The 17104-nt window shown below is 61.4% G+C and carries 19 protein-coding genes and 1 tRNA gene; 11 read left to right on the top strand and 9 right to left on the bottom strand.

The window, feature by feature from the left end; genetic code table 11:
* The first annotated feature begins 95 nt into the window (after nt 1-95).
* The 5 genes from ROE7235_RS12880 to ROE7235_RS20825 all read left to right on the top strand — a co-directional run bounded on the left by ROE7235_RS12880 (nt 96) and on the right by ROE7235_RS20825 (nt 2938).
* Nucleotides 96-1391, top strand: coding sequence for a tyrosine-type recombinase/integrase (locus tag ROE7235_RS12880; protein WP_245963963.1), 1296 nt, complete (start codon nt 96-98; stop codon nt 1389-1391).
* The gene (locus ROE7235_RS12875; RefSeq protein ID WP_121095937.1) at nt 1388-1837 is read left to right on the top strand and encodes a hypothetical protein; all 450 of its coding nucleotides are present in this window, start codon (nt 1388-1390) and stop codon (nt 1835-1837) included. The genes ROE7235_RS12880 and ROE7235_RS12875 overlap by 4 nt, the downstream gene beginning before the upstream one ends.
* 79 nt (nt 1838-1916) lie before the next feature.
* On the top strand, nt 1917-2102 hold the full coding sequence (locus ROE7235_RS12870) for a helix-turn-helix transcriptional regulator (protein WP_121095936.1): 186 nt from the start codon (nt 1917-1919) through the stop codon (nt 2100-2102).
* Nucleotides 2103-2123: 21 nt separating this feature from the next.
* Nucleotides 2124-2666 carry a helix-turn-helix domain-containing protein gene (locus tag ROE7235_RS12865; RefSeq protein WP_121095935.1) on the top strand — a complete coding sequence of 181 codons (543 nt, stop codon included), beginning with the start codon at nt 2124-2126 and terminating at the stop codon, nt 2664-2666.
* Nucleotides 2642-2938, top strand: coding sequence for an HGGxSTG domain-containing protein (locus tag ROE7235_RS20825; protein ID WP_306418875.1), 297 nt, complete (start codon nt 2642-2644; stop codon nt 2936-2938). Before ROE7235_RS12865 ends, ROE7235_RS20825 begins: the two co-directional genes overlap by 25 nt.
* A gap of 32 nt (nt 2939-2970) precedes the next feature.
* On the opposite strand, the gene ROE7235_RS12860 is transcribed toward ROE7235_RS20825, so the two are convergent.
* From ROE7235_RS12860 to argS, 6 genes are all read right to left on the bottom strand, one after another.
* Nucleotides 2971-3669, bottom strand: a complete 699-nt coding sequence (locus ROE7235_RS12860) for a hypothetical protein (RefSeq protein WP_147434211.1) — start codon at nt 3667-3669, stop codon at nt 2971-2973.
* Between the two features lie 103 nt (nt 3670-3772).
* Nucleotides 3773-3862 (bottom strand) — tRNA-Ser (locus ROE7235_RS12855).
* Nucleotides 3863-3924: 62 nt separating this feature from the next.
* The gene (locus tag ROE7235_RS12850) at nt 3925-4806 is read right to left on the bottom strand and encodes a LysR family transcriptional regulator (RefSeq protein ID WP_121095933.1); all 882 of its coding nucleotides are present in this window, start codon (nt 4804-4806) and stop codon (nt 3925-3927) included.
* Complete coding sequence (nagZ, locus tag ROE7235_RS12845) at nt 4803-5810, bottom strand: beta-N-acetylhexosaminidase (RefSeq protein ID WP_121095932.1); 1008 nt, start codon at nt 5808-5810, stop codon at nt 4803-4805. Before nagZ ends, ROE7235_RS12850 begins: the two co-directional genes overlap by 4 nt.
* A complete protein-coding gene (locus ROE7235_RS12840) occupies nt 5807-6898 on the bottom strand; it encodes an SPOR domain-containing protein (protein ID WP_183073506.1) in 1092 nt (363 codons plus the stop codon). The genes nagZ and ROE7235_RS12840 overlap by 4 nt, the downstream gene beginning before the upstream one ends.
* A gap of 266 nt (nt 6899-7164) precedes the next feature.
* Nucleotides 7165-8895 (bottom strand): arginine--tRNA ligase, encoded by a 1731-nt coding sequence (gene argS / locus ROE7235_RS12835; RefSeq protein WP_121095948.1) that lies wholly within the window; start codon nt 8893-8895, stop codon nt 7165-7167.
* 123 nt (nt 8896-9018) lie between these two features.
* Here argS and ROE7235_RS12830 point away from each other — a divergent pair, with 123 nt between their 5' ends.
* From ROE7235_RS12830 to clpX, 3 genes are all read left to right on the top strand, one after another.
* A complete protein-coding gene (locus ROE7235_RS12830; RefSeq protein WP_121095930.1) occupies nt 9019-9978 on the top strand; it encodes a Gfo/Idh/MocA family protein in 960 nt (319 codons plus the stop codon).
* A 111-nt stretch (nt 9979-10089) separates the two neighbouring features.
* Nucleotides 10090-10713, top strand: coding sequence for an ATP-dependent Clp protease proteolytic subunit (locus tag ROE7235_RS12825; RefSeq protein WP_121095947.1), 624 nt, complete (start codon nt 10090-10092; stop codon nt 10711-10713).
* Nucleotides 10714-10852: 139 nt separating this feature from the next.
* Nucleotides 10853-12115, top strand: a complete 1263-nt coding sequence (clpX, locus tag ROE7235_RS12820; RefSeq protein ID WP_183073505.1) for an ATP-dependent Clp protease ATP-binding subunit ClpX — start codon at nt 10853-10855, stop codon at nt 12113-12115.
* Nucleotides 12116-12189: 74 nt separating this feature from the next.
* Here the strand turns inward: clpX and ROE7235_RS12815 are convergent, their stop codons facing one another.
* Genes ROE7235_RS12815 through ROE7235_RS12805 form a run of 3 tightly spaced genes read right to left on the bottom strand, consistent with a single transcriptional unit; the run spans nt 12190 to nt 14448 of the window.
* Nucleotides 12190-13179, bottom strand: coding sequence for a methyltetrahydrofolate cobalamin methyltransferase (locus tag ROE7235_RS12815; protein ID WP_121095928.1), 990 nt, complete (start codon nt 13177-13179; stop codon nt 12190-12192).
* Nucleotides 13180-13200: 21 nt separating this feature from the next.
* Nucleotides 13201-14112: a methylenetetrahydrofolate reductase gene (locus ROE7235_RS12810; protein WP_121095927.1), complete on the bottom strand. Its 912-nt coding sequence runs from the start codon at nt 14110-14112 to the stop codon at nt 13201-13203.
* Nucleotides 14113-14151: 39 nt separating this feature from the next.
* The gene (locus ROE7235_RS12805; RefSeq protein ID WP_121095926.1) at nt 14152-14448 is read right to left on the bottom strand and encodes a virulence factor; all 297 of its coding nucleotides are present in this window, start codon (nt 14446-14448) and stop codon (nt 14152-14154) included.
* Between the two features lie 174 nt (nt 14449-14622).
* Between ROE7235_RS12805 and ROE7235_RS12800 the strand changes: the two genes are divergently transcribed.
* Genes ROE7235_RS12800 through ROE7235_RS12790 form a run of 3 tightly spaced genes read left to right on the top strand, consistent with a single transcriptional unit; the run spans nt 14623 to nt 16971 of the window.
* Nucleotides 14623-15765, top strand: coding sequence for a Ppx/GppA phosphatase family protein (locus ROE7235_RS12800; RefSeq protein ID WP_121095925.1), 1143 nt, complete (start codon nt 14623-14625; stop codon nt 15763-15765).
* 10 nt (nt 15766-15775) lie between these two features.
* A complete protein-coding gene (locus ROE7235_RS12795) occupies nt 15776-16492 on the top strand; it encodes an RlmE family RNA methyltransferase (RefSeq protein WP_121095924.1) in 717 nt (238 codons plus the stop codon).
* Nucleotides 16489-16971 (top strand): TrmO family methyltransferase domain-containing protein, encoded by a 483-nt coding sequence (locus ROE7235_RS12790; protein ID WP_121095923.1) that lies wholly within the window; start codon nt 16489-16491, stop codon nt 16969-16971. The genes ROE7235_RS12795 and ROE7235_RS12790 overlap by 4 nt, the downstream gene beginning before the upstream one ends.
* Nucleotides 16972-17104: the final 133 nt, after the last annotated feature.

Below are 17104 nucleotides of genomic sequence, written 5' to 3'. Positions count from 1 at the left end.
GTTTTACTAGTCGCTTAACACCTTCCTTTGTGCGTCATGTTCCGGCATAATCCTAGTCGATCCACGAAGTCGTGGGGGATGTAATGGGGGACGATATGCCACGTGAGAGTATCCGAACACCGGAAAAGGCGCTCTCGGCACGTTTCGTGGAGACGGTGGCAGAGCCGGGCAAATACTTCGACGGACAAGGCCTCTTTCTGAGGGTCGCCAAGAACGGCGCGCGGCAATGGGTTCAGCGCATCGTCATTCGCGGCAAGCGCTGTGAGCTGGGTCTTGGCAGTCCGCCTGCCGTGCCGCTGGCGATGGCGCGCAGACTGGCGCTCGAAAACCGAGGCAAGGCGATGCTGGGCGGCGATCCACTGGCTGACAAGCGCAAAGCGCGCGAGGGCATGCGTTTCGCCGATGCAGTGGACACCTACCTGACGGCCAAGCTGTCAGAGTTTCGGAACGAGAAGCACCGCAAACAGTGGCGTTCTACGCTGGACACCTACGCCGCCCCGATACTGGGGCCAAAGCTGGTTTCAGATATCACTGTGCAGGACGTGTTGCGCGTGCTGGAGCCGATCTGGAAGACCAAGACCGAAACCGCCTCCCGTCTGCGGGGCCGGATCGAGAACGTGCTGTCCTGGGCGACTGTGGCCGGGCACCGCGCGGGGGACAACCCGGCACGGTGGCGGGGCAACCTGTCCGAAATGCTGCCCAAGCCCGCGAAGGTGGCGAAGTCGGACAATCAACCGGCACTTGCTCTTGCGGATGTTTCGCGCTGGTGGGACGACCTCGCCCAACGCGAGGGGATGGCCGCGAAGGCGCTGCGGTTTCTGACCCTGACCGCCGCCCGCTCCGGCGAGGTGCGGGGCATGATGTGGGACGAAATCGACCTTGGAGATGCGACGCTTGCGACGTCTGCGACACGGGCCGTCTGGGCGATCCCGGCTTCGCGCATGAAAAACGGCAGGCCGCACCGCGTTCCGCTCCCTAACGAAGCAGCGGCCTTGCTGGCAAGCCTGCCGCGCCTCAATGGCTCTCCTTTCGTGTTCTTCGCGCCTCGCGGCGGGATGCTGTCGGACATGTCCATTTCCGCCGTCATGCGACGCATGCAGGCGGCACAGGAGAAGGCGGGCGACCAAGGATACCTAGACCCGGCCAGCAAGCGTCCAGCTGTGCCGCACGGGCTGCGCTCGACCTTTAGGCAATGGGCGGCTGAACGGGGCTATCCCCGTGACATGGCCGAAATCGCTCTGGCCCATTTCATTGGCTCGGAAGTGGAGCGGGCCTATCAGCGATCCGACATGCTCGACAGGCGGCGCGCCATGATGGCCGATTGGTCCGGGTTCCTGGGTGGCCAGGCAGTGCAGGTCGATAACGTTGTGAAGCTCGGTGCGCCGGGATGAACGATCACAAGGGTGTAGCTCTGCTGCGTGACGCGCTGATTTGGGAACTTGAGCATGAAGCGCGTCATTCCGACGAGTTCGCGGCAATTCGAGCAGCTCAAGATGGCAAAACAGAGCCGTTGGCAGGCTTACTAGAAACGAATGGTTTGGAGACACCGGAGGCGAGAGATATTGCCGCGCGTATTGTGCGTGGTGAGAAGAAAAAGGGAAGGCCCGCTTCTATGGCCCAATTTGAAAAGGAGCTACGAGCCTTCGGCAAGGTTTATGCCATGATGTGTGCAAAGGGCGTTGGCCTTGAAAAAGCGGTAGACTTCTGTGTCGAGGCTGACCCCGAGCTATTGGAAAACGAGTCCACTTTCCGAACCCATGCCCGTCGGGGCCAAAAGAAATTCAAGAGCCTGCTAAATGGTTACGTTCAGCGCCATTTTCAACGCACTCAGAAATGATCGCCTTTTGAGGTTTTTCGGCGTCTCGCCAGTTCTTCATGATCTGGCTGTGACTTGCTCAAGCCGAAAGGAACCGAAAATGGCCGAAAAACTGCTACGCCGCCCTGAGGTCGAAGCCCGCACCGGGCTTTCCAGATCGACGATTTATGCTTGGATCAGCGCAGGCGAATTTCCACAGCCGGTGAAGCTGGGTGCGCGCCTCGTTGCCTGGCGAGAAAGCGACATTGGTGACTGGCTCGAAAGCCGTCAGCAGCGCAATGCATAACGCGTTCACGAAGCCCTCCACATGTCCAACGACCTATTGAGCGCTGTCTATGCGCTGGACCTTGCATGCACCTATGAGCGCCATGTCTTGGCGCGGCTCGCGGATCGAATCAACAAACGGACCGGCGTTTGCTGGCCCAGTGTCCAGAAGATTGCCGACGACGTCTGCTGTTCGGTCAGAAAGGTGCAGGGCGTGCTAAGGGAGCTCGAAGAGCGTGGCTTGATCAGCGTCGAGAGAAATGCTGGACCGAAGGGATGCAACTTATATCGCCTGACGCTGCCTCCGGCAACGGATGCACCCCCGCATGTGGTGCACCCCAGCACAGCAGGCACCCAGCCCCCGCAGGTGACGACGGTCAACCCCGCACGGGATGCGCCCGAACCCAAAAAGAACCCTAAAAAAACCTTGCCAAAGAAGGCCGTGAAGAAAATGGAAATGGAAGTTGAAGCGATCAAGACCGGTAAGCGCTACTTGCTCACAGGAGTGAGTGCACACAAGGCGCGTGAGCTGGTCTCAGAAGGTCATGTCACCGAGGCGCAATGCAGAGCTGTAGGGCTTCTATGAAGACGACTTTTTTACCCGACTTCGCGCGCACGCGGGGTGGGGTCTTAGGGCGCTTTGGGGCTTTATCCGAAAAATTGCCGGAGAGCCGTTGTGGTGCAACCACCCGAAAGGGAGCGCCTTGCAAGGCGAAAGCGCTACCCGGAAAAGAGCGATGCAGGTTTCACGGCGGAGCATCTACGGGACCAAAGACGCCAGAAGGCCGCGAACGAATAGCCGAGAGTCAACGGCAGCGCTGGGCGAAATGGCGGGCTGAAAAGCTTCGTGGAGATTGAGCCCGTCTATCAGGATGGCGCAGGCTATTCGATCAGGACTCGCGGGGCATGGAACCGCCGAGCCGGGCCACGACGGAGACGAAAATCTCCTCGGACACCTCGGGCGAGCCTTCATCGGCGAGAACCTCGGACGGGGATATGTCCGACCAGGTTCCGTCCGAGCCCAGCAGCAGCATGGAGCCGGGTTCGGGCTCCAAGGCGGGAATGGAGCGGTCCACTAGGAAGAACCGCATCTTCGAAGAATTGGCTAAGGATTGCTTGTCGATCATTTGGGTCAAAGCTACCCGAACATTCTGTTCTCGATCCTGTCGCGCAAGATCATCGCCTATAGCCGTCAACTCACGAACGCGCGTTTCTGGCACGGAGCGCAGACTATCTTGAAGGCCTGTGAGGGCCGGGTTCGTTTCGTCCAGGTAATTGGGGCGTTGTTTCTTTCGGCGAGCGTCCAGCCAACGCGACAGGTCTTGAATGCGGCGCATCAGCGGCGGTCTGAGGAGCAACAGTGACGCAGCTTGGAGGAAGATAACGACACCTGCGACGGTTTCGCCGTAGCCCCCAGACCATCTCAGAAGCTCATCCCAGAAGAACCACAGCGGAATTCCAGGCAGGAGAAGGAGCCCAACTGAAACCCATCCCTCGAAAGTGTCTGCTGCATTCCCTTTTGTCATGGCCGCCGCGAATTCACTGAAAATGCTCTCATGGTAGCCTTTAAGTCGCCTCAAGTCTTCCAAATTGTTCCGGGTCAGTCCGTGTCACTGTGGGGGACGGCTTGGGGGATGCGGTCACAGCATCAATCAATTTTGTTTTTAATATCAGAAGGATGCGCAAAAGTGGTGGCGGAGACGAAGGGATTCGAACCCTCGAGACCCTTCCGGGCCTACTCCCTTAGCAGGGGAGCGCCTTCGACCACTCGGCCACGTCTCCGTCGATCCGTCTAATGATACATTCGGAGCGCCGCAACCGGAAAATCCGATTTTCCGCGCGGATCAACGGCTTTCGGCGGCGACCATGGCAAAGTGGTCTTTCAGGGCCGTGGCCGTGGCCTGAACCTTGGGGCTGCGGTGCAAATCGACATGGGTGACAAGCCATAGTTCTGCCTGCCAATCGGGGCGCGGCGGCATGGCCTGAATTAAGCCGTCAATCTGCTGGCATGCGGGAGCAAAGCCCAGCCCAAGCCCTGCGCGCATCGCGGCCAGCAGCGTCGTGCGGTCGTTGCTATGCAAGCTTACGCGACGCCCGTGCTGTTCCATCCATCGATCGAACGGAGCGCGCGCTGCACCGGGTTCCACCGTCACCACGTCATGCTCTGACAGATCGCCGTCAGCCGCAGGTAGCCCGTGGCGATCAACATAGGTTTGCGCAGCAAAGAGCGCCATTGGCAAGACACCAAGCGGCTGCACCACATTGTCGGGTTCTTGCGGGCGCGCGCCCGCGCGGATTGCCAGATGCGCCTCGCCGTATTCCAGCCGCGCCAGCCGTTCTTCGACCCGCAGGCAAGGAACAAGCAACGGGTGGCGGGTGCGCAGGTCCATCAGCACCGGCAGCACGATATCGCACAATTCCGGCACAGTGGTCACGCACAGCTCGCCTTCGATGCCGCTTTGCAGCATCTGCAACCGTGCGGCGAGCTTGTCGAACCGTGCTTCGGCATCAGCCGCACTGTCGGTCAGCAAGCGGCCCGCTTCGGTCAGCGCGTAGCCTTTGGCGTGGCGTTGGAACAGCTTCACGCCCAAGCGGTCTTCCAGCCCGTCGATGTGGCGGATCACCGTGGCATGATGCACGCCCAGCCGTTGTGCGGCCCCGCTGACAGTGCCGGCGCGTGCCACCTGAAGCGCGGTTCGCAATTCATCCCATGGCTCCAGGCTCATGCAGGCTCCTTTGGTAACAGTCTGCGGTATTCGGCATGCAATGCGGCAAGATCGGCTTCGTCAGGCGCCACGCGATGAACCATCGCCCGGGCGGTACGCGCAAGGGCTTGGCCCGACAGGGGCGGACAGGCATCTGCGACCTGTGCCATTTCATCGGCCACGCCATTGCAATGCAACACGAGATCACACCCGGCCGCGAGCGCGGCCCGGGCGCGCTCTGCCATGGTGCCAGACAGGGCCTGCATGGACAGGTCATCTGTCATCAGCACGCCATCAAAGCCGATCTCGTCCCGGATAAGCCGGATCATGGCCGGTGATGTGGTCGCCGGACGCGCGGCATCGAATGCCGGAAAGACGATATGCGCGCTCATCGCCATGGGAATATCTGCAAGCGCCGCGAAGGCTGCAAAATCCTGCGTGTGCAGCAATTCTGCCGCCGCGTCCACCACAGGCAGGTCCAGATGGCTGTCGCGTGTCGCGCGCCCGTGGCCAGGCATATGTTTCACAACCGGCATAACGCCGCCTGCAAGCAGGCCCTGCGCCATGGCACGGGCATTGGCCACGACCTGTGCAACGCTTTCGCCGTAGCAGCGATTATGCAAGATGGCGTGGGTTTCCGGCCGCGCAATATCGGCAAGCGGGGCGCAGTTCACATCCAACCCGACCGCACGCAGTTCCGCCGCGATCAGACGCCCGCGCAGATACATCGCGCGCACCGGATCACGTGCATGACGGGACTGATCAAGCGCAGGCGGCCAACCGGACCAATGCGGCGGTCCCATGCGCTGCACGCGCCCGCCCTCCTGATCAATCATGATTGGCAGATCGCGCCCCACCGTGTCGCGCCAGTCTGCACTTAGCGCAGATAGCTGCGCCGGGTTATCCACATTGCGCGCGAACAGGATCGCGCCCCAGGGTTGCACCCGTGCCAGAAACCGCTTTTCCGCCGCACTCAACCGGGTGCCCGCGCATCCGAAGATGACAGCGTGCGGCGTGGATGTCATCGGATCAGGACCGGAATACAGTCAAGCCGCTGGTCGATCAGCGCAGCACAAAAGCGGCGTGCATCGCGCTCGTCGCTAAAGCCGTGCGCGCGCAGCCGGTAGAATACTGATCCGCCGCTATGCGCAGCCTCTATGACGCGACCGCGATCATCCAGCAGCGGGTTGAAACGCTGCACTAGGCCGTCCCAAGCACGGCGCGCGTCCGCGGCGCTTTCATAGGTGCCAAGCTGCACCAGACGGGTGCCGGGACCAATGCTGGCCGGGTCGACATCGACGCTGCGCCCGCCAGACAGATCGGCGGCAACCGAATTGGCAATCGCGGCCGCCAGCGCGGAATCCGCCTCAGCGGTCTGGTCAGAGGGCGGAGATGCAGCCGCCGAGCCGCGTGCGCTTCGCGGCGCGGGTCTTGGCGAACGTGTCACGGCATAGCGGTTGGGGCGGACAAGCCCGAGGGGGTCTGCTTCGGCAATGTCGTCGGCTTCTGGTGCAGGCAGACCGATTTCGATCAGCATGTCCTGTTGCGGAGTCTCGGGCCGACCTGCGTTTGCCGTGTTGCCAAGGTCTTCATTCAGGTCCAGCGGGGCCGGTGCCAGCACGATTTCATTTGGCAGGTCCGTGGCCCCATCGGCGGCCAGTTCGGTCACAGACAAGCCCTGATGCGCGGCTTGTGTTCCGCCGGGATCATCGGGTGCCACGCGCAGCGGGCCGTCCAGCGCCCGCACAACCGGCACGCCCGACACGTCACGCTGCATCATCTGCCACGTCCAGACCCCGCCGCCAACCAGCAGCGCAAGGGACAGCACTGCGCCAATACCCTGCGCGACACTTGTCAGCGACACCGGCGGTGCAGAGGTCGCGGGTGCGCTGGCATAGGCACGGGGATCGCTACGGGAATAGCCCTGATAGTCGTGTTGGGCAGGATGCGGATGCGGGGCGTAGGCGGGGTGCGGCGCCTCATAGCTGCGCGCATGGGCACCACCCAGAGCCGGGTTAAAATCCTCATGCGGCGGCGCAGGGGCATAGGGGTCGGGATAGCCCGCCTGATGGCCCGCCCATTGAGCATCTTGCCATGCTGCATCATCATACAAATCAGGCGCCTGACCACTTGGCCGCGCCCATGAATCCCGCCCATGCCCATCATGGGGACGAGCGCCATGTGCAGCGAAATATCTGCTCTCACCCATACCTGCCTCATGCTGGGCACGGGGAATACCCCACGCCCATCCTGTGTAATCATGTTGGCAAGATGTCTGCCCGACACTGCCGAAAACTGCGCATTATTGCGCTTATAGTTTGTCTGTCCTGCCACGATACCACGGCAGGCGCGTTTCGTCCCGCGAAAAATGCAGCCTTTTCAGCGCATCTCTGTCATTGCGGCAACGCCAAGAATAGCAAGTCCGTTCGCAATGACAACACCAGTCGCCCGCGCAAGCGCGGTTTTGGCTGCCGTTGTGGCATGATCGCCCTCTTGCACAAAACGCAAACCGGGCGTGTCATTGCCCCGGTTCCACAGCGCGTGGAATTCGGCGGCGAGTTCCGACAGATAGCCTGCCACGCGGTGCGGCTCGTAGACGCGGGCGGAAAGCTCTACAATGCGCGGCCATTCCGCCAGTTTGCGGATCAGCGCAAGCTCTGCGTCATGCGTCAGGCCCGACAGGTCGGGCGAGGTGTCACCTGCACCCATCTCATCCGCTTTGCGCAGCACCGATTGCACGCGCGCGCTGGCATATTGCACATACCACACAGGGTTTTCGCGCGACTGCTCCAGCACTTTTGCAAAGTCGAAATCAAGGCTCGCGTCGTTCTTGCGCGTCAGCATGACAAAGCGGGTCACATCCGCGCCCACCTCCTCGACCACGTCGCGAAGCGTCACAAAGGTGCCGGCGCGTTTCGACATCTTGAACGGCTCGCCGTTCTTATACAGCTTGACCAACTGGATCAGCCGCACTTCCAGCGGAACACGGTTGTCAGACAGTGCCGCCACAGCCGCTTTCATCCGCTTTACATAGCCGCCATGATCGGCGCCGAAAATGTCGATCAGCAGGTCAAACCCGCGATCTACCTTGTTGGAATGATAGGCAATATCGGGCGCGAAATAGGTCCAACCCCCGTCCGATTTCATGATCGGGCGGTCCACGTCATCGCCATGCGCGGTAGAGCGGAACAGAGTTTGCTCGCGCGGCTCCCAATCCTCGGGGGTTTTGCCCTTGGGCGGCTCCAGCGTGCCGCGATAGATCAGACCCTTCTGGCGCAGCCGGTCGATGGCACGCTCGATCTCTCCGGTGCCGTAGAGCGCCTTTTCGGACGAATAGACATCCATCCGCACGCCCAAAGCGGCCAGATCCTCGCGGATCATGCCCATCATACGCTCGGTCGCGAAATTGCGGATGGTTTCCAGCCAAACGGATTCCGGCTGGTCAAGGAACTGCTCCCCGAATTCGGCTTTCAGCGCCTCGCCCACTTCGATCAGGTATTCGCCGGGGTACAACCCTTCAGCAATTTCCGGCGAGCGGCCATGCGCCTCGCGGTAGCGTTCAAAGGCAGAGCGTGCCAATACATCAACCTGTGCGCCGCCATCGTTGATGTAATACTCGCGCGTCACGTCAAAGCCCGCATAGGCCAGCAGGTTCGACAGCGCGTCACCCACAACCGCGCCACGCACATGGCCCACATGCATGGGGCCCGTGGGATTGGCCGACACGAATTCGACATTGACCTTGGTGCCCTGCCCCATGGTCGAGCGTCCGAATGCCGCGCCTTGGTCCAGCACGGTGCCAAGCACGCCTGCCCAGACCGAATTGTCCAGACGCAGGTTCAAAAAGCCCGGCCCCGCCACCTCTGCGCTGGCAATGCGCGGGTCCGAGGTCAGTTGCGCGCCCAAGGCTTCGGCAATCTCGCGCGGCTTCAGACCCGCAGGCTTGGCCAGCACCATCGCGGCATTCGTGGCCATATCGCCATGCGCAGGGTCGCGCGGCGGCTCTACGGTGACATTGGCAAACTCCAGCCCGTCCGGCAGTGCGCCTTGGGCCGTCAACGCCTGCAACGCGTCCAGAACGCAGGCACGAAATTCGGTAAAGAGGTTCATCTGCGACCATCCTATAGCTTGCGCCATGCCCTAGCCGCCGGTCACGCAAGCGTCAATGGCCTGCGCCCCTTGCGCGTGACCCTATGACCGATATGGTAGCGCCGCCATACAGGGGGGACGATCATGCGTTGGGGAATACTCGGGGCCGCGAAAATCGCGCGCACAGATCTGGCGCCAGCCATGCAATTGGCACGCGGGGCAGAACTGACAGCGCTGGCGACGCGGGACGCGTCAAAGGCGGCGCCATTCCAGGCCCTCGCCCCTGCCCTGCGCGTGCATACCAGCTACGAGGCGCTGTTGGCGGACCCCGAAGTTGATGCAGTCTATATCCCGCTTCCCAACGATATGCATGTCGACTGGTCCATCCGCGCGGCGCAAGCAGGCAAGCACGTGCTGTGCGAAAAGCCAATCGCGCTGCATGCAGCGCAAATCGACGACCTGATCGCCGCGCGCGACGCCACCGGCAAACTTATTGCAGAGGCCTTCATGGTCGCCCACCACCCACAATGGGACCGCGTGCGCGACTTGCTATCCAAAGGCGTGATCGGGCGGCTGGAACATATAGAGGCATGCTTTACCTACACAAACCGCGACACGGGCAATATCCGCCATGATCCGACCAAAGGCGGTGGCGGGCTGCGCGATGTGGGGGTTTATCCCTCCATCGCTGCGCGTATGGCGACCGGGGCAGAACCCGTGCGCCTGCGCTCTGACATCCGGTATCAGAACGGCGTCGATATCTTCGCCCGTGTCTGGGCTGATTTTCCTGAGTTCACCATGTCGTTTTACTGCGGCATGATGCAACGACGCCGCCAGCACATGATCTTTCATGGGCAGGATGGCTGGATAGAACTGTCCGCCCCGTTCAACGGCGCAGTGTATGGCGACACCCGCGTGGAATGGCTGGCGCAAGACCGGCTGCATATGGAACGGTTCAACAATGTGAACCAATACGCCCTGATGCTGGAAAATTTCGCCACGAGCGCCGAAACAGGTGCCGCGTTTGCCTGCCCGCTAGAGATGTCACGCGGCAATCAGGCGATGATAGATGCGATTTTCGAAGCGTCGCCGGACGCGACCTGAGCCGCAATCTTTCCCCCCGCCCCTTGCGGCGCTCCCAGCGCAGCACTAAGATTCAATCAACCAATCTCGGGTATCACGGACCGTAGCAGGTCAAGGATGAAAGCAGGCGCAATGACAGACCCTATTGAAACCTACATGAACCTCGTTCCCATGGTCGTCGAACAGACCAGCCGGGGCGAACGCGCATACGATATTTTCTCGCGCCTGTTGAAGGAGCGCATCATCTTTGTGACCGGCCCGGTGCATGACGGGATGGCCAGCTTGATCGTGGCGCAGCTTCTGCACCTCGAGGCGGAAAATCCGTCCAAGGAAATTTCCATGTATATCAACAGCCCGGGCGGTGTCGTCACCTCTGGCCTGTCGATCTATGACACCATGCAGTACATCAAGCCTAAAGTGTCCACGCTGGTCGTGGGACAAGCGGCGTCCATGGGGTCTTTGTTGCTGGCAGCAGGCGAAAAGGACATGCGTTTCTCGCTGCCCAATTCGCGCATCATGGTCCACCAGCCCTCCGGCGGGTTTCAGGGGCAGGCGACCGATATTTCCATCCACGCCCGCGAGATTCTGGAACTGAAAGAGCGGCTGAACAAGATCTACGTTCACCATACCGGCCAGACCCTGAAAAAAGTGGAAGACGCGTTGGAACGTGACAACTTCATGACCGCCGAAATGGCCAAGGATTGGGGCCTGATCGACGATATCGTCACGTCGCGTGCCGATGCCGCCGGGGCATAATGCATTCCGGCCCAAACACACAGGACAATGCAGTTTTGCATTGTCCCTGCCGCCCGAGTGACCTAGGCTTTGTCATAAGAAGGTCAGGAAATGACCCGTCCGACAAGCTATCCTATCGACAAGACCGCAGAGGTGAGTGATGCCGACTTCCGAAACCGACAGCAAGAACACGCTCTACTGCTCCTTCTGTGGCAAAAGCCAGCACGAAGTCCGCAAGTTGATCGCAGGCCCGACCGTCTTCATCTGCGATGAATGCGTCGAATTGTGCATGGATATCATCCGCGAGGAAACCAAGTCCGGCGGGCTGAAAACCACCGATGGTGTGCCGACACCACGCGAAATCTGCAATGTTCTGGATGACTACGTCATCGGGCAAGAGCAGGCCAAGCGGGTGCTGTCCGTAGCCGTGCACAACCATTACAAGCGGCTGAACCATTCCGGCAAATCCGGCGAAGTTGAGCTGTCAAAATCCAACATCCTGCTGATCGGCCCGACCGGCTGCGGCAAGACGTTGCTGGCGCAGACATTGGCGCGCATTCTGGATGTGCCGTTTACCATGGCAGACGCCACCACGCTGACCGAAGCGGGCTATGTCGGCGAAGATGTCGAGAACATCATCCTGAAACTGCTGCAAGCCAGCGAATACAATGTCGAACGCGCGCAACGCGGCATCGTCTATATTGACGAGGTCGACAAGATTACCCGCAAATCCGATAACCCGTCCATCACCCGTGACGTGTCGGGCGAAGGCGTGCAGCAGGCGCTGCTGAAGCTGATGGAAGGGACCGTGGCCGCCGTGCCGCCTCAAGGCGGGCGCAAGCATCCGCAGCAGGAATTCCTGCAAGTGGACACCACGAACATTCTGTTCATCTGTGGCGGGGCGTTTGCCGGTTTGGACCGGATCATCGCGCAGCGTGGCAAAGGGTCGGCGATCGGCTTTGGCGCCGACGTGAAGGACGAAACCCAGACAAGCATCGGCGAGCGGCTTAAAACGCTGGAGCCGGAAGACCTGCTGAAATTTGGTCTGATCCCGGAATTCGTGGGCCGTCTGCCCGTGACCGCAACCCTGACCGATCTGGACGAGGACGCGCTTGTCACCATTCTGACAGAACCCAAGAACGCGTTGGTCAAGCAGTATCAAAAACTGTTCGATATCGAAGGGTCGGACCTGACCTTCACCGACGAGGCGCTGCGCGCTATCGCAAAACGCGCGATTGCCCGCAAAACCGGCGCGCGCGGTCTGCGCTCGATCATGGAAGACATTCTGCTCGACACCATGTTCGACCTGCCGGGTCTGGACAATGTCAGCGAGGTTGTCGTCAATGACGAAGCCGTCACATCGGACGCCTCGCCCCTGCTGATCTACGCCGAAAACAAAAAAGGCGCGGCCAGCGCAAGCTGAGCAACTCGCCCGAGCACATTAGAAAACCCGCCCGTATCACTCGGGCGGGTTTTTGTGTTCTTGGATAGTCCGGTTTAGCCGCGTGCGCGTCGTCCGCCGCGGCGCCCGCCGGTGCGCGCGCCCGCATCCATCGCCGCGCGAGAGGCCTCGGCAAAGCTTGCGCCGTCCTTCATCGCGTCCATAACCTTGGTCAGCCCGATCCATGCGCCGCCATTCGCGTCATGGTTCATCAGCAGGTTGGCCGCCCGGATCGCTTCCATTTCCTGCGCGCGCACGGGGTTCATGATGGCGCTCGTCATGCCCGCGCCAATCGCCATCGGCAAGAACGCCGCGTTCACACCATGCCGGTTTGGCAGCCCGAAACTGATATTCGACGCGCCGCAAGTCGTGTTCACGCCCAGTTCGTCGCGCAACCGGCGCACCAGCGTGAACACCTGATGCCCCGCCGTCGCCATTGCCCCGATGGGCATGACCAGCGGGTCCACCACGATATCATGCGCGGGAATACCGTAATCCGCCGCTCGTTCGACGATTTTCTTGGCAACCGCAAAGCGCACATCCCGGTCTTCAGAAATTCCGGTGTCGTCATTCGAAATCGCCACCACCGGCACGTTGAACTTCTTGACCAGCGGCAAGATCGCCTCCAGCCGCTCTTCTTCGCCCGTGACCGAATTCAGCAAGGGACGACCGTTGCAGGTTTCAAGCCCGGCCAGCAGCGCGGCGGGCACGGAAGAGTCGATGCACAAGGGCACATCTACCAAGGCCTGCACCCTGGCGCACAGATCGCGCATCAGCGGCGGCTCGACAAAGTTGTTGTCGGCGTAGCGCGGATCCTCGGCCATCTTGTTGGAAAACACCGCGCCAGAGTTGATATCAAGCACCGTCGCACCACAGGCGACCTGCTCCAACGCGTCACGCTCGACGGTCGAGAAATCGCCCAGCTCCAGCTCTGCCGCCAGTTTCTTGCGGCCCGTAGGGTTAATGCGCTCGCCGATCACGCAGAACGGTTCGTCAAAACCGATAATAACGGTCTTGGTGGCGGATTCGATGACAGTGCGGGTCATAAGCGTTCCAGATGCTAAGGGTTACAGACCGGGGCGCGCGCTGGCGCCGCCATGGGTCGCGGTCCAGGTGGCATTGGTCTTTATGCCGCCCAAGGGGAAGAAATGCAGCCGGTCGACCGCGAAATCGGGATGCGCGGCCTTGTGCGTGGCCAGCGCCTGGACCAGTTCCGTTGGCTCGAACGGTAACAGCAGTTTCGACACGTCCTTGGCGCGCTTTTGCAGCACTTTCAGCGACGGACCGACACCGCAGGCCACGGCAAATTTGATCAGCGTTTGCAGCTTGGCAGGCCCGGCCACACCCAGATGCACGGGCAAGGTGATGCCTTGGTCCCGCAGGCGGTCACACCATGCGATGATGGGCTGGGCTTCGAACGCGAACTGAGTCGCAATCGCCATCTGAACGCCCGTGCTGCGCGCGAAGTCCTGCTTCCATCGCAGCGCGTCCATCACGATCCGCTCTTGCCCGGCAGGTTCAATATCGCGGTTGCCCTCCGGGTGGCCCGCTACATGCAGCCGGTCGAACCCGTCGAACAAGCCCGTTTCCAGCAACTGCATGGAGTTGTCATAGCTGCCCGCCGGGGTGGAAACCCCGCCGCCCAGCATCAGTGCCTGACGCACACCCGCATCGCGGTAGCGTCCGACCCAATCGGCCAGTTCCGCGCGGTCATGAATGATACGCGCCGGGAAATGCGGCATCGGTTCCATGCCCTCGGCGCGCAAGCGTGCGGCAGTGGCGACCATCTCGGCAATCGGGGTGCCTTCGATATGCGCGATGTAGACCCGCGTGCCCAAGGGCAGCAACGCGCGGAAATCGTCGATTTTCTCGGCAGTGCGCGGCATGACCTCTAGCGAGAAGCCCTGCATCAGGGCCTCGACCTGCCCGTTCTGCGGCGCAACCGTCTCGACGGGGCGACGAAAATTCAATAGCGCCATAATGCTCTCCCTAAGCTTGAACCCTGCCACGACCTGCGCCTATGCCCAGCCGTCATTGCCAATCAACATGCGCAGTCTGTCAGCGTCATACGTCGCTTCCAGATCGGCCGCCGTGGCGCTTGCGACCTCTTCATCGCTGCCAGCGACCTCGACCGGATCAGCTTTGCGCCAGTCGGCCAGATACGCGTCGGCGTCTTTCGCGCCAACCTTCATCGCGCAACGGTCAATCGCCTGCTCGAACCGCTCGGAAAGCTGCACTTTCTGCGCGCGCCGCCCCTTGCCGACGATCACCTGCGCCGGAATATCGCGCCAATATACAACGACTAGCTGTGCCATGATCCATCCGCCTTGCGCCTTGTTGTCCTCTTTCTAGCGCGGCACGACGCACCAGCCGATGCGAAAACCGACCTTGCACCCCGCACGCGCGACCCCGCGCCCCTTGCACGAGAAGCCTTGCACGGGGGGCGGCGCTGGACTACGTTGCACCTAACATGAATTGGAGGGCGAAAGATGACGCCCCAGCGTCCCGCAGGCGCGGGTACGCCCCTGACACCAGACCATGGCCCCGCACATGCAGCGGGCCGGACATCGGCAAAGGCCCCGCGCCCCCCCAAACCTGCGCAGCTTTATGCGGCGCTGGATTTGGGAACCAATAGCTGTCGTATGCTCATTGCGCGCCCCAAGGGCGGGCAATTTGAAGTTGTGGACAGCTTTTCCAAGGCCGTGGAGCTTGGTACGGGGCTTGAAAGCTCTGGCCTGCTGTCGCACCGCCCCATGCAGCGCACGCTTCAGGCCTTGCGCATCTGCCGGTCCAAGCTGGAACGGCATGACGTGCGCAAAATGCGATTGGTGGCAACCGAAGCCTGCCGCCGCGCGCGCAACAGCCAAGATTTCATCCGCCGTGCGCAGCGCGAAACCGGCTTGCGGCTGGATATCATCACCGCAGAGGAAGAAGCGCGGCTGGCGGTCGTGTCCTGCGCCTCGCTTGTGGCGGCAGATACAGAACAACTTCTGGTCATCGACATTGGCGGCGGGTCAACCGAACTTGTGTGGATTGACCTGTCGCGCGTCGCACCAGAGGGACGACGCAACGCAATCCTGTCGATGTATAAAGGCGCGTTCAACCGTGACCCTCTGCCCGACAAACCGCGCGTGGTCGACTGGATCAGCGTGCCCTTGGGCGTGGCGACGCTGAAGGACTACTTTGCAGATGTGGACGACGACGCCGCGCGCTTCGCGCTGATGAGCTGGTATTTCGAAGAACAGCTAGAGGCCTTCACCCCCTATGCCGACACAACGCCCCACAAGGCTTTCCAGATCATCGGCACCTCTGGCACCATCACGACCGTGGCGGCCAGTTACCTGCGCCTGAAACGCTACGACCGCAACAAGGTTGACGGGCTGGTCATGAATTCCACCCAGGTGGATAGCGTGATCCGTGAATATCTGGCGCTTGGGCCCATCGGGCGGCGGCAAGACCCGCGCATCGGGCGCGAACGGCACACGCAGATCATGTCGGGTGCCGCGATCCTGACCGCACTGATGCGTGTCTGGCCCACGGAGCGTATGTCTGTCGCCGATCGTGGCCTGCGCGAAGGGCTGCTATACGCGCAGATGAGCGGCGACGGCGCGCTCGATCTGGCGCAGAATTGAGAGTTTCAATATGACGGGCAAAAATACATCCGGACGCGGCCAGCGCGACCTGAAGGTCAAGGTGAAAACCGCGCGCGGGCGCAAGCTATCCTCCACCCGCTGGCTGGAGCGGCAATTGAACGACCCCTATGTGGCCGCTGCACGGCGCGACGGCTACCGCGGCCGTGCCGCCTATAAACTACTGGAACTGGACGACAAATACCGCTTTCTGGTTCCGGGCGCGCGGGTGGTCGATCTGGGCTGCGCGCCGGGTGGCTGGTTGCAAGTGGCCGTGGCGCGGGTCAACGCTCTGGGCGAGAAAAAGGGAAAACGCACCGGCACTGTGCTGGGCGTGGACATTCAAGAGGTGGAGCCACTGGCCGGTGCCACCGTGCATGTGCTCGATTTTCTGGACGAGGGCGCGGACGCGCAGGTCAAGGACTGGTTGGGCGGCACGGCGGATGTGGTGATGTCGGACATGGCGGCCTCGTCCTCCGGGCACAAACAGACGGACCATTTGCGCATCATGGCTTTGTGCGAAGCCGCCGCGCATTTCGCGTTCGACGTTCTGGACGAGAACGGCACCTTTGTTGCCAAGGTCTTGGCAGGCGGCGCAGAGGCCGAGTTGCAACAATTGCTGAAGCAGAATTTTCGCAAGGTCGCCAATGTCAAACCCCCTGCCAGCCGCGCCGACAGCTCCGAGAAATACGTCGTCGCAACCGGGTTCCGGGGGCAAGGCACGGAATGAGCGGGCGTGGCACGCTGCGTCCGGGCGAGCAGCGCTTGCCTGCGCCCTTGGTGGGCGATGTCAGCGTCAGCTTCATCGGCCATATTGAAAGCCCGTGGTCGCATGAGGATTGCCCCAAGAACCTTGGCGCAGCGCGGGCGCGTGGCGGGGCCGGAGCTTTGCATCTTCGTCCCGAACTGGTCCCGGCGCTTGACGGCTTGGCGCCCGGCATGGCGGTTGTTTTGCTATACTGGATGTCGGATGCCCCGCGCGATCTGCTGCGGCAAGCACCTAGCCACAAACCCGAGGGGGCAGGCACGTTCGCGCTACGCTCGCCCGCAAGACCCAACCCGATTGGGTTGGGCGTTGTCACGATTACCTATATGGACAGCGCGCGCGGGTGGATACAGGTCGATGCGATTGATGCTGTTAACGGAACTCCACTTATAGATATCAAACCTTTTATTCGCGGCGTCGATAATCCAGCCCGAGGCAGCTAAGGCGCGTGCGTATTCCGGAGGATCCGGCCACCTATTCCGACAACATCCGGCCACCTGTTCCGGGGTATCCGGCCACCTGTGACGCGTTGCCGTGAGGCAGCGTATTTTGGTTATCAGTCTTGAGGGGTTTCGT

Source organism: Roseinatronobacter ekhonensis (genome assembly GCF_900499075.1).
Lineage (GTDB): Bacteria > Pseudomonadota > Alphaproteobacteria > Rhodobacterales > Rhodobacteraceae > Roseinatronobacter > Roseinatronobacter ekhonensis.
Note: the sequence above shows the minus strand (reverse complement) of the source record. Positions and strands in the feature narration are given on the sequence as shown.

Bases quoted from the DNA above. Each gene is read 5' to 3' on its own strand.
- ROE7235_RS12880 (WP_245963963.1), top strand. From the start codon at position 96: ATGCCACGTGAGAGTATCCGAACACCGGAAAAGGCGCTCTCGGCACGT.
- ROE7235_RS12875 (WP_121095937.1), top strand. From the start codon at position 1,388: ATGAACGATCACAAGGGTGTAGCTCTGCTGCGTGACGCGCTGATTTGG.
- ROE7235_RS12870 (WP_121095936.1), top strand. From the start codon at position 1,917: ATGGCCGAAAAACTGCTACGCCGCCCTGAGGTCGAAGCCCGCACCGGG.
- ROE7235_RS12865 (WP_121095935.1), top strand. From the start codon at position 2,124: ATGTCCAACGACCTATTGAGCGCTGTCTATGCGCTGGACCTTGCATGC.
- ROE7235_RS20825 (WP_306418875.1), top strand. From the start codon at position 2,642: ATGCAGAGCTGTAGGGCTTCTATGAAGACGACTTTTTTACCCGACTTC.
- ROE7235_RS12850 (WP_121095933.1), bottom strand. From the start codon at position 4,806: ATGAGCCTGGAGCCATGGGATGAATTGCGAACCGCGCTTCAGGTGGCA.
- nagZ (WP_121095932.1), bottom strand. From the start codon at position 5,810: ATGACATCCACGCCGCACGCTGTCATCTTCGGATGCGCGGGCACCCGG.
- argS (WP_121095948.1), bottom strand. From the start codon at position 8,895: ATGAACCTCTTTACCGAATTTCGTGCCTGCGTTCTGGACGCGTTGCAG.
- ROE7235_RS12830 (WP_121095930.1), top strand. From the start codon at position 9,019: ATGCGTTGGGGAATACTCGGGGCCGCGAAAATCGCGCGCACAGATCTG.
- ROE7235_RS12825 (WP_121095947.1), top strand. From the start codon at position 10,090: ATGACAGACCCTATTGAAACCTACATGAACCTCGTTCCCATGGTCGTC.
- clpX (WP_183073505.1), top strand. From the start codon at position 10,853: ATGCCGACTTCCGAAACCGACAGCAAGAACACGCTCTACTGCTCCTTC.
- ROE7235_RS12815 (WP_121095928.1), bottom strand. From the start codon at position 13,179: ATGACCCGCACTGTCATCGAATCCGCCACCAAGACCGTTATTATCGGT.
- ROE7235_RS12810 (WP_121095927.1), bottom strand. From the start codon at position 14,112: ATGGCGCTATTGAATTTTCGTCGCCCCGTCGAGACGGTTGCGCCGCAG.
- ROE7235_RS12805 (WP_121095926.1), bottom strand. From the start codon at position 14,448: ATGGCACAGCTAGTCGTTGTATATTGGCGCGATATTCCGGCGCAGGTG.
- ROE7235_RS12800 (WP_121095925.1), top strand. From the start codon at position 14,623: ATGACGCCCCAGCGTCCCGCAGGCGCGGGTACGCCCCTGACACCAGAC.
- ROE7235_RS12795 (WP_121095924.1), top strand. From the start codon at position 15,776: ATGACGGGCAAAAATACATCCGGACGCGGCCAGCGCGACCTGAAGGTC.
- ROE7235_RS12790 (WP_121095923.1), top strand. From the start codon at position 16,489: ATGAGCGGGCGTGGCACGCTGCGTCCGGGCGAGCAGCGCTTGCCTGCG.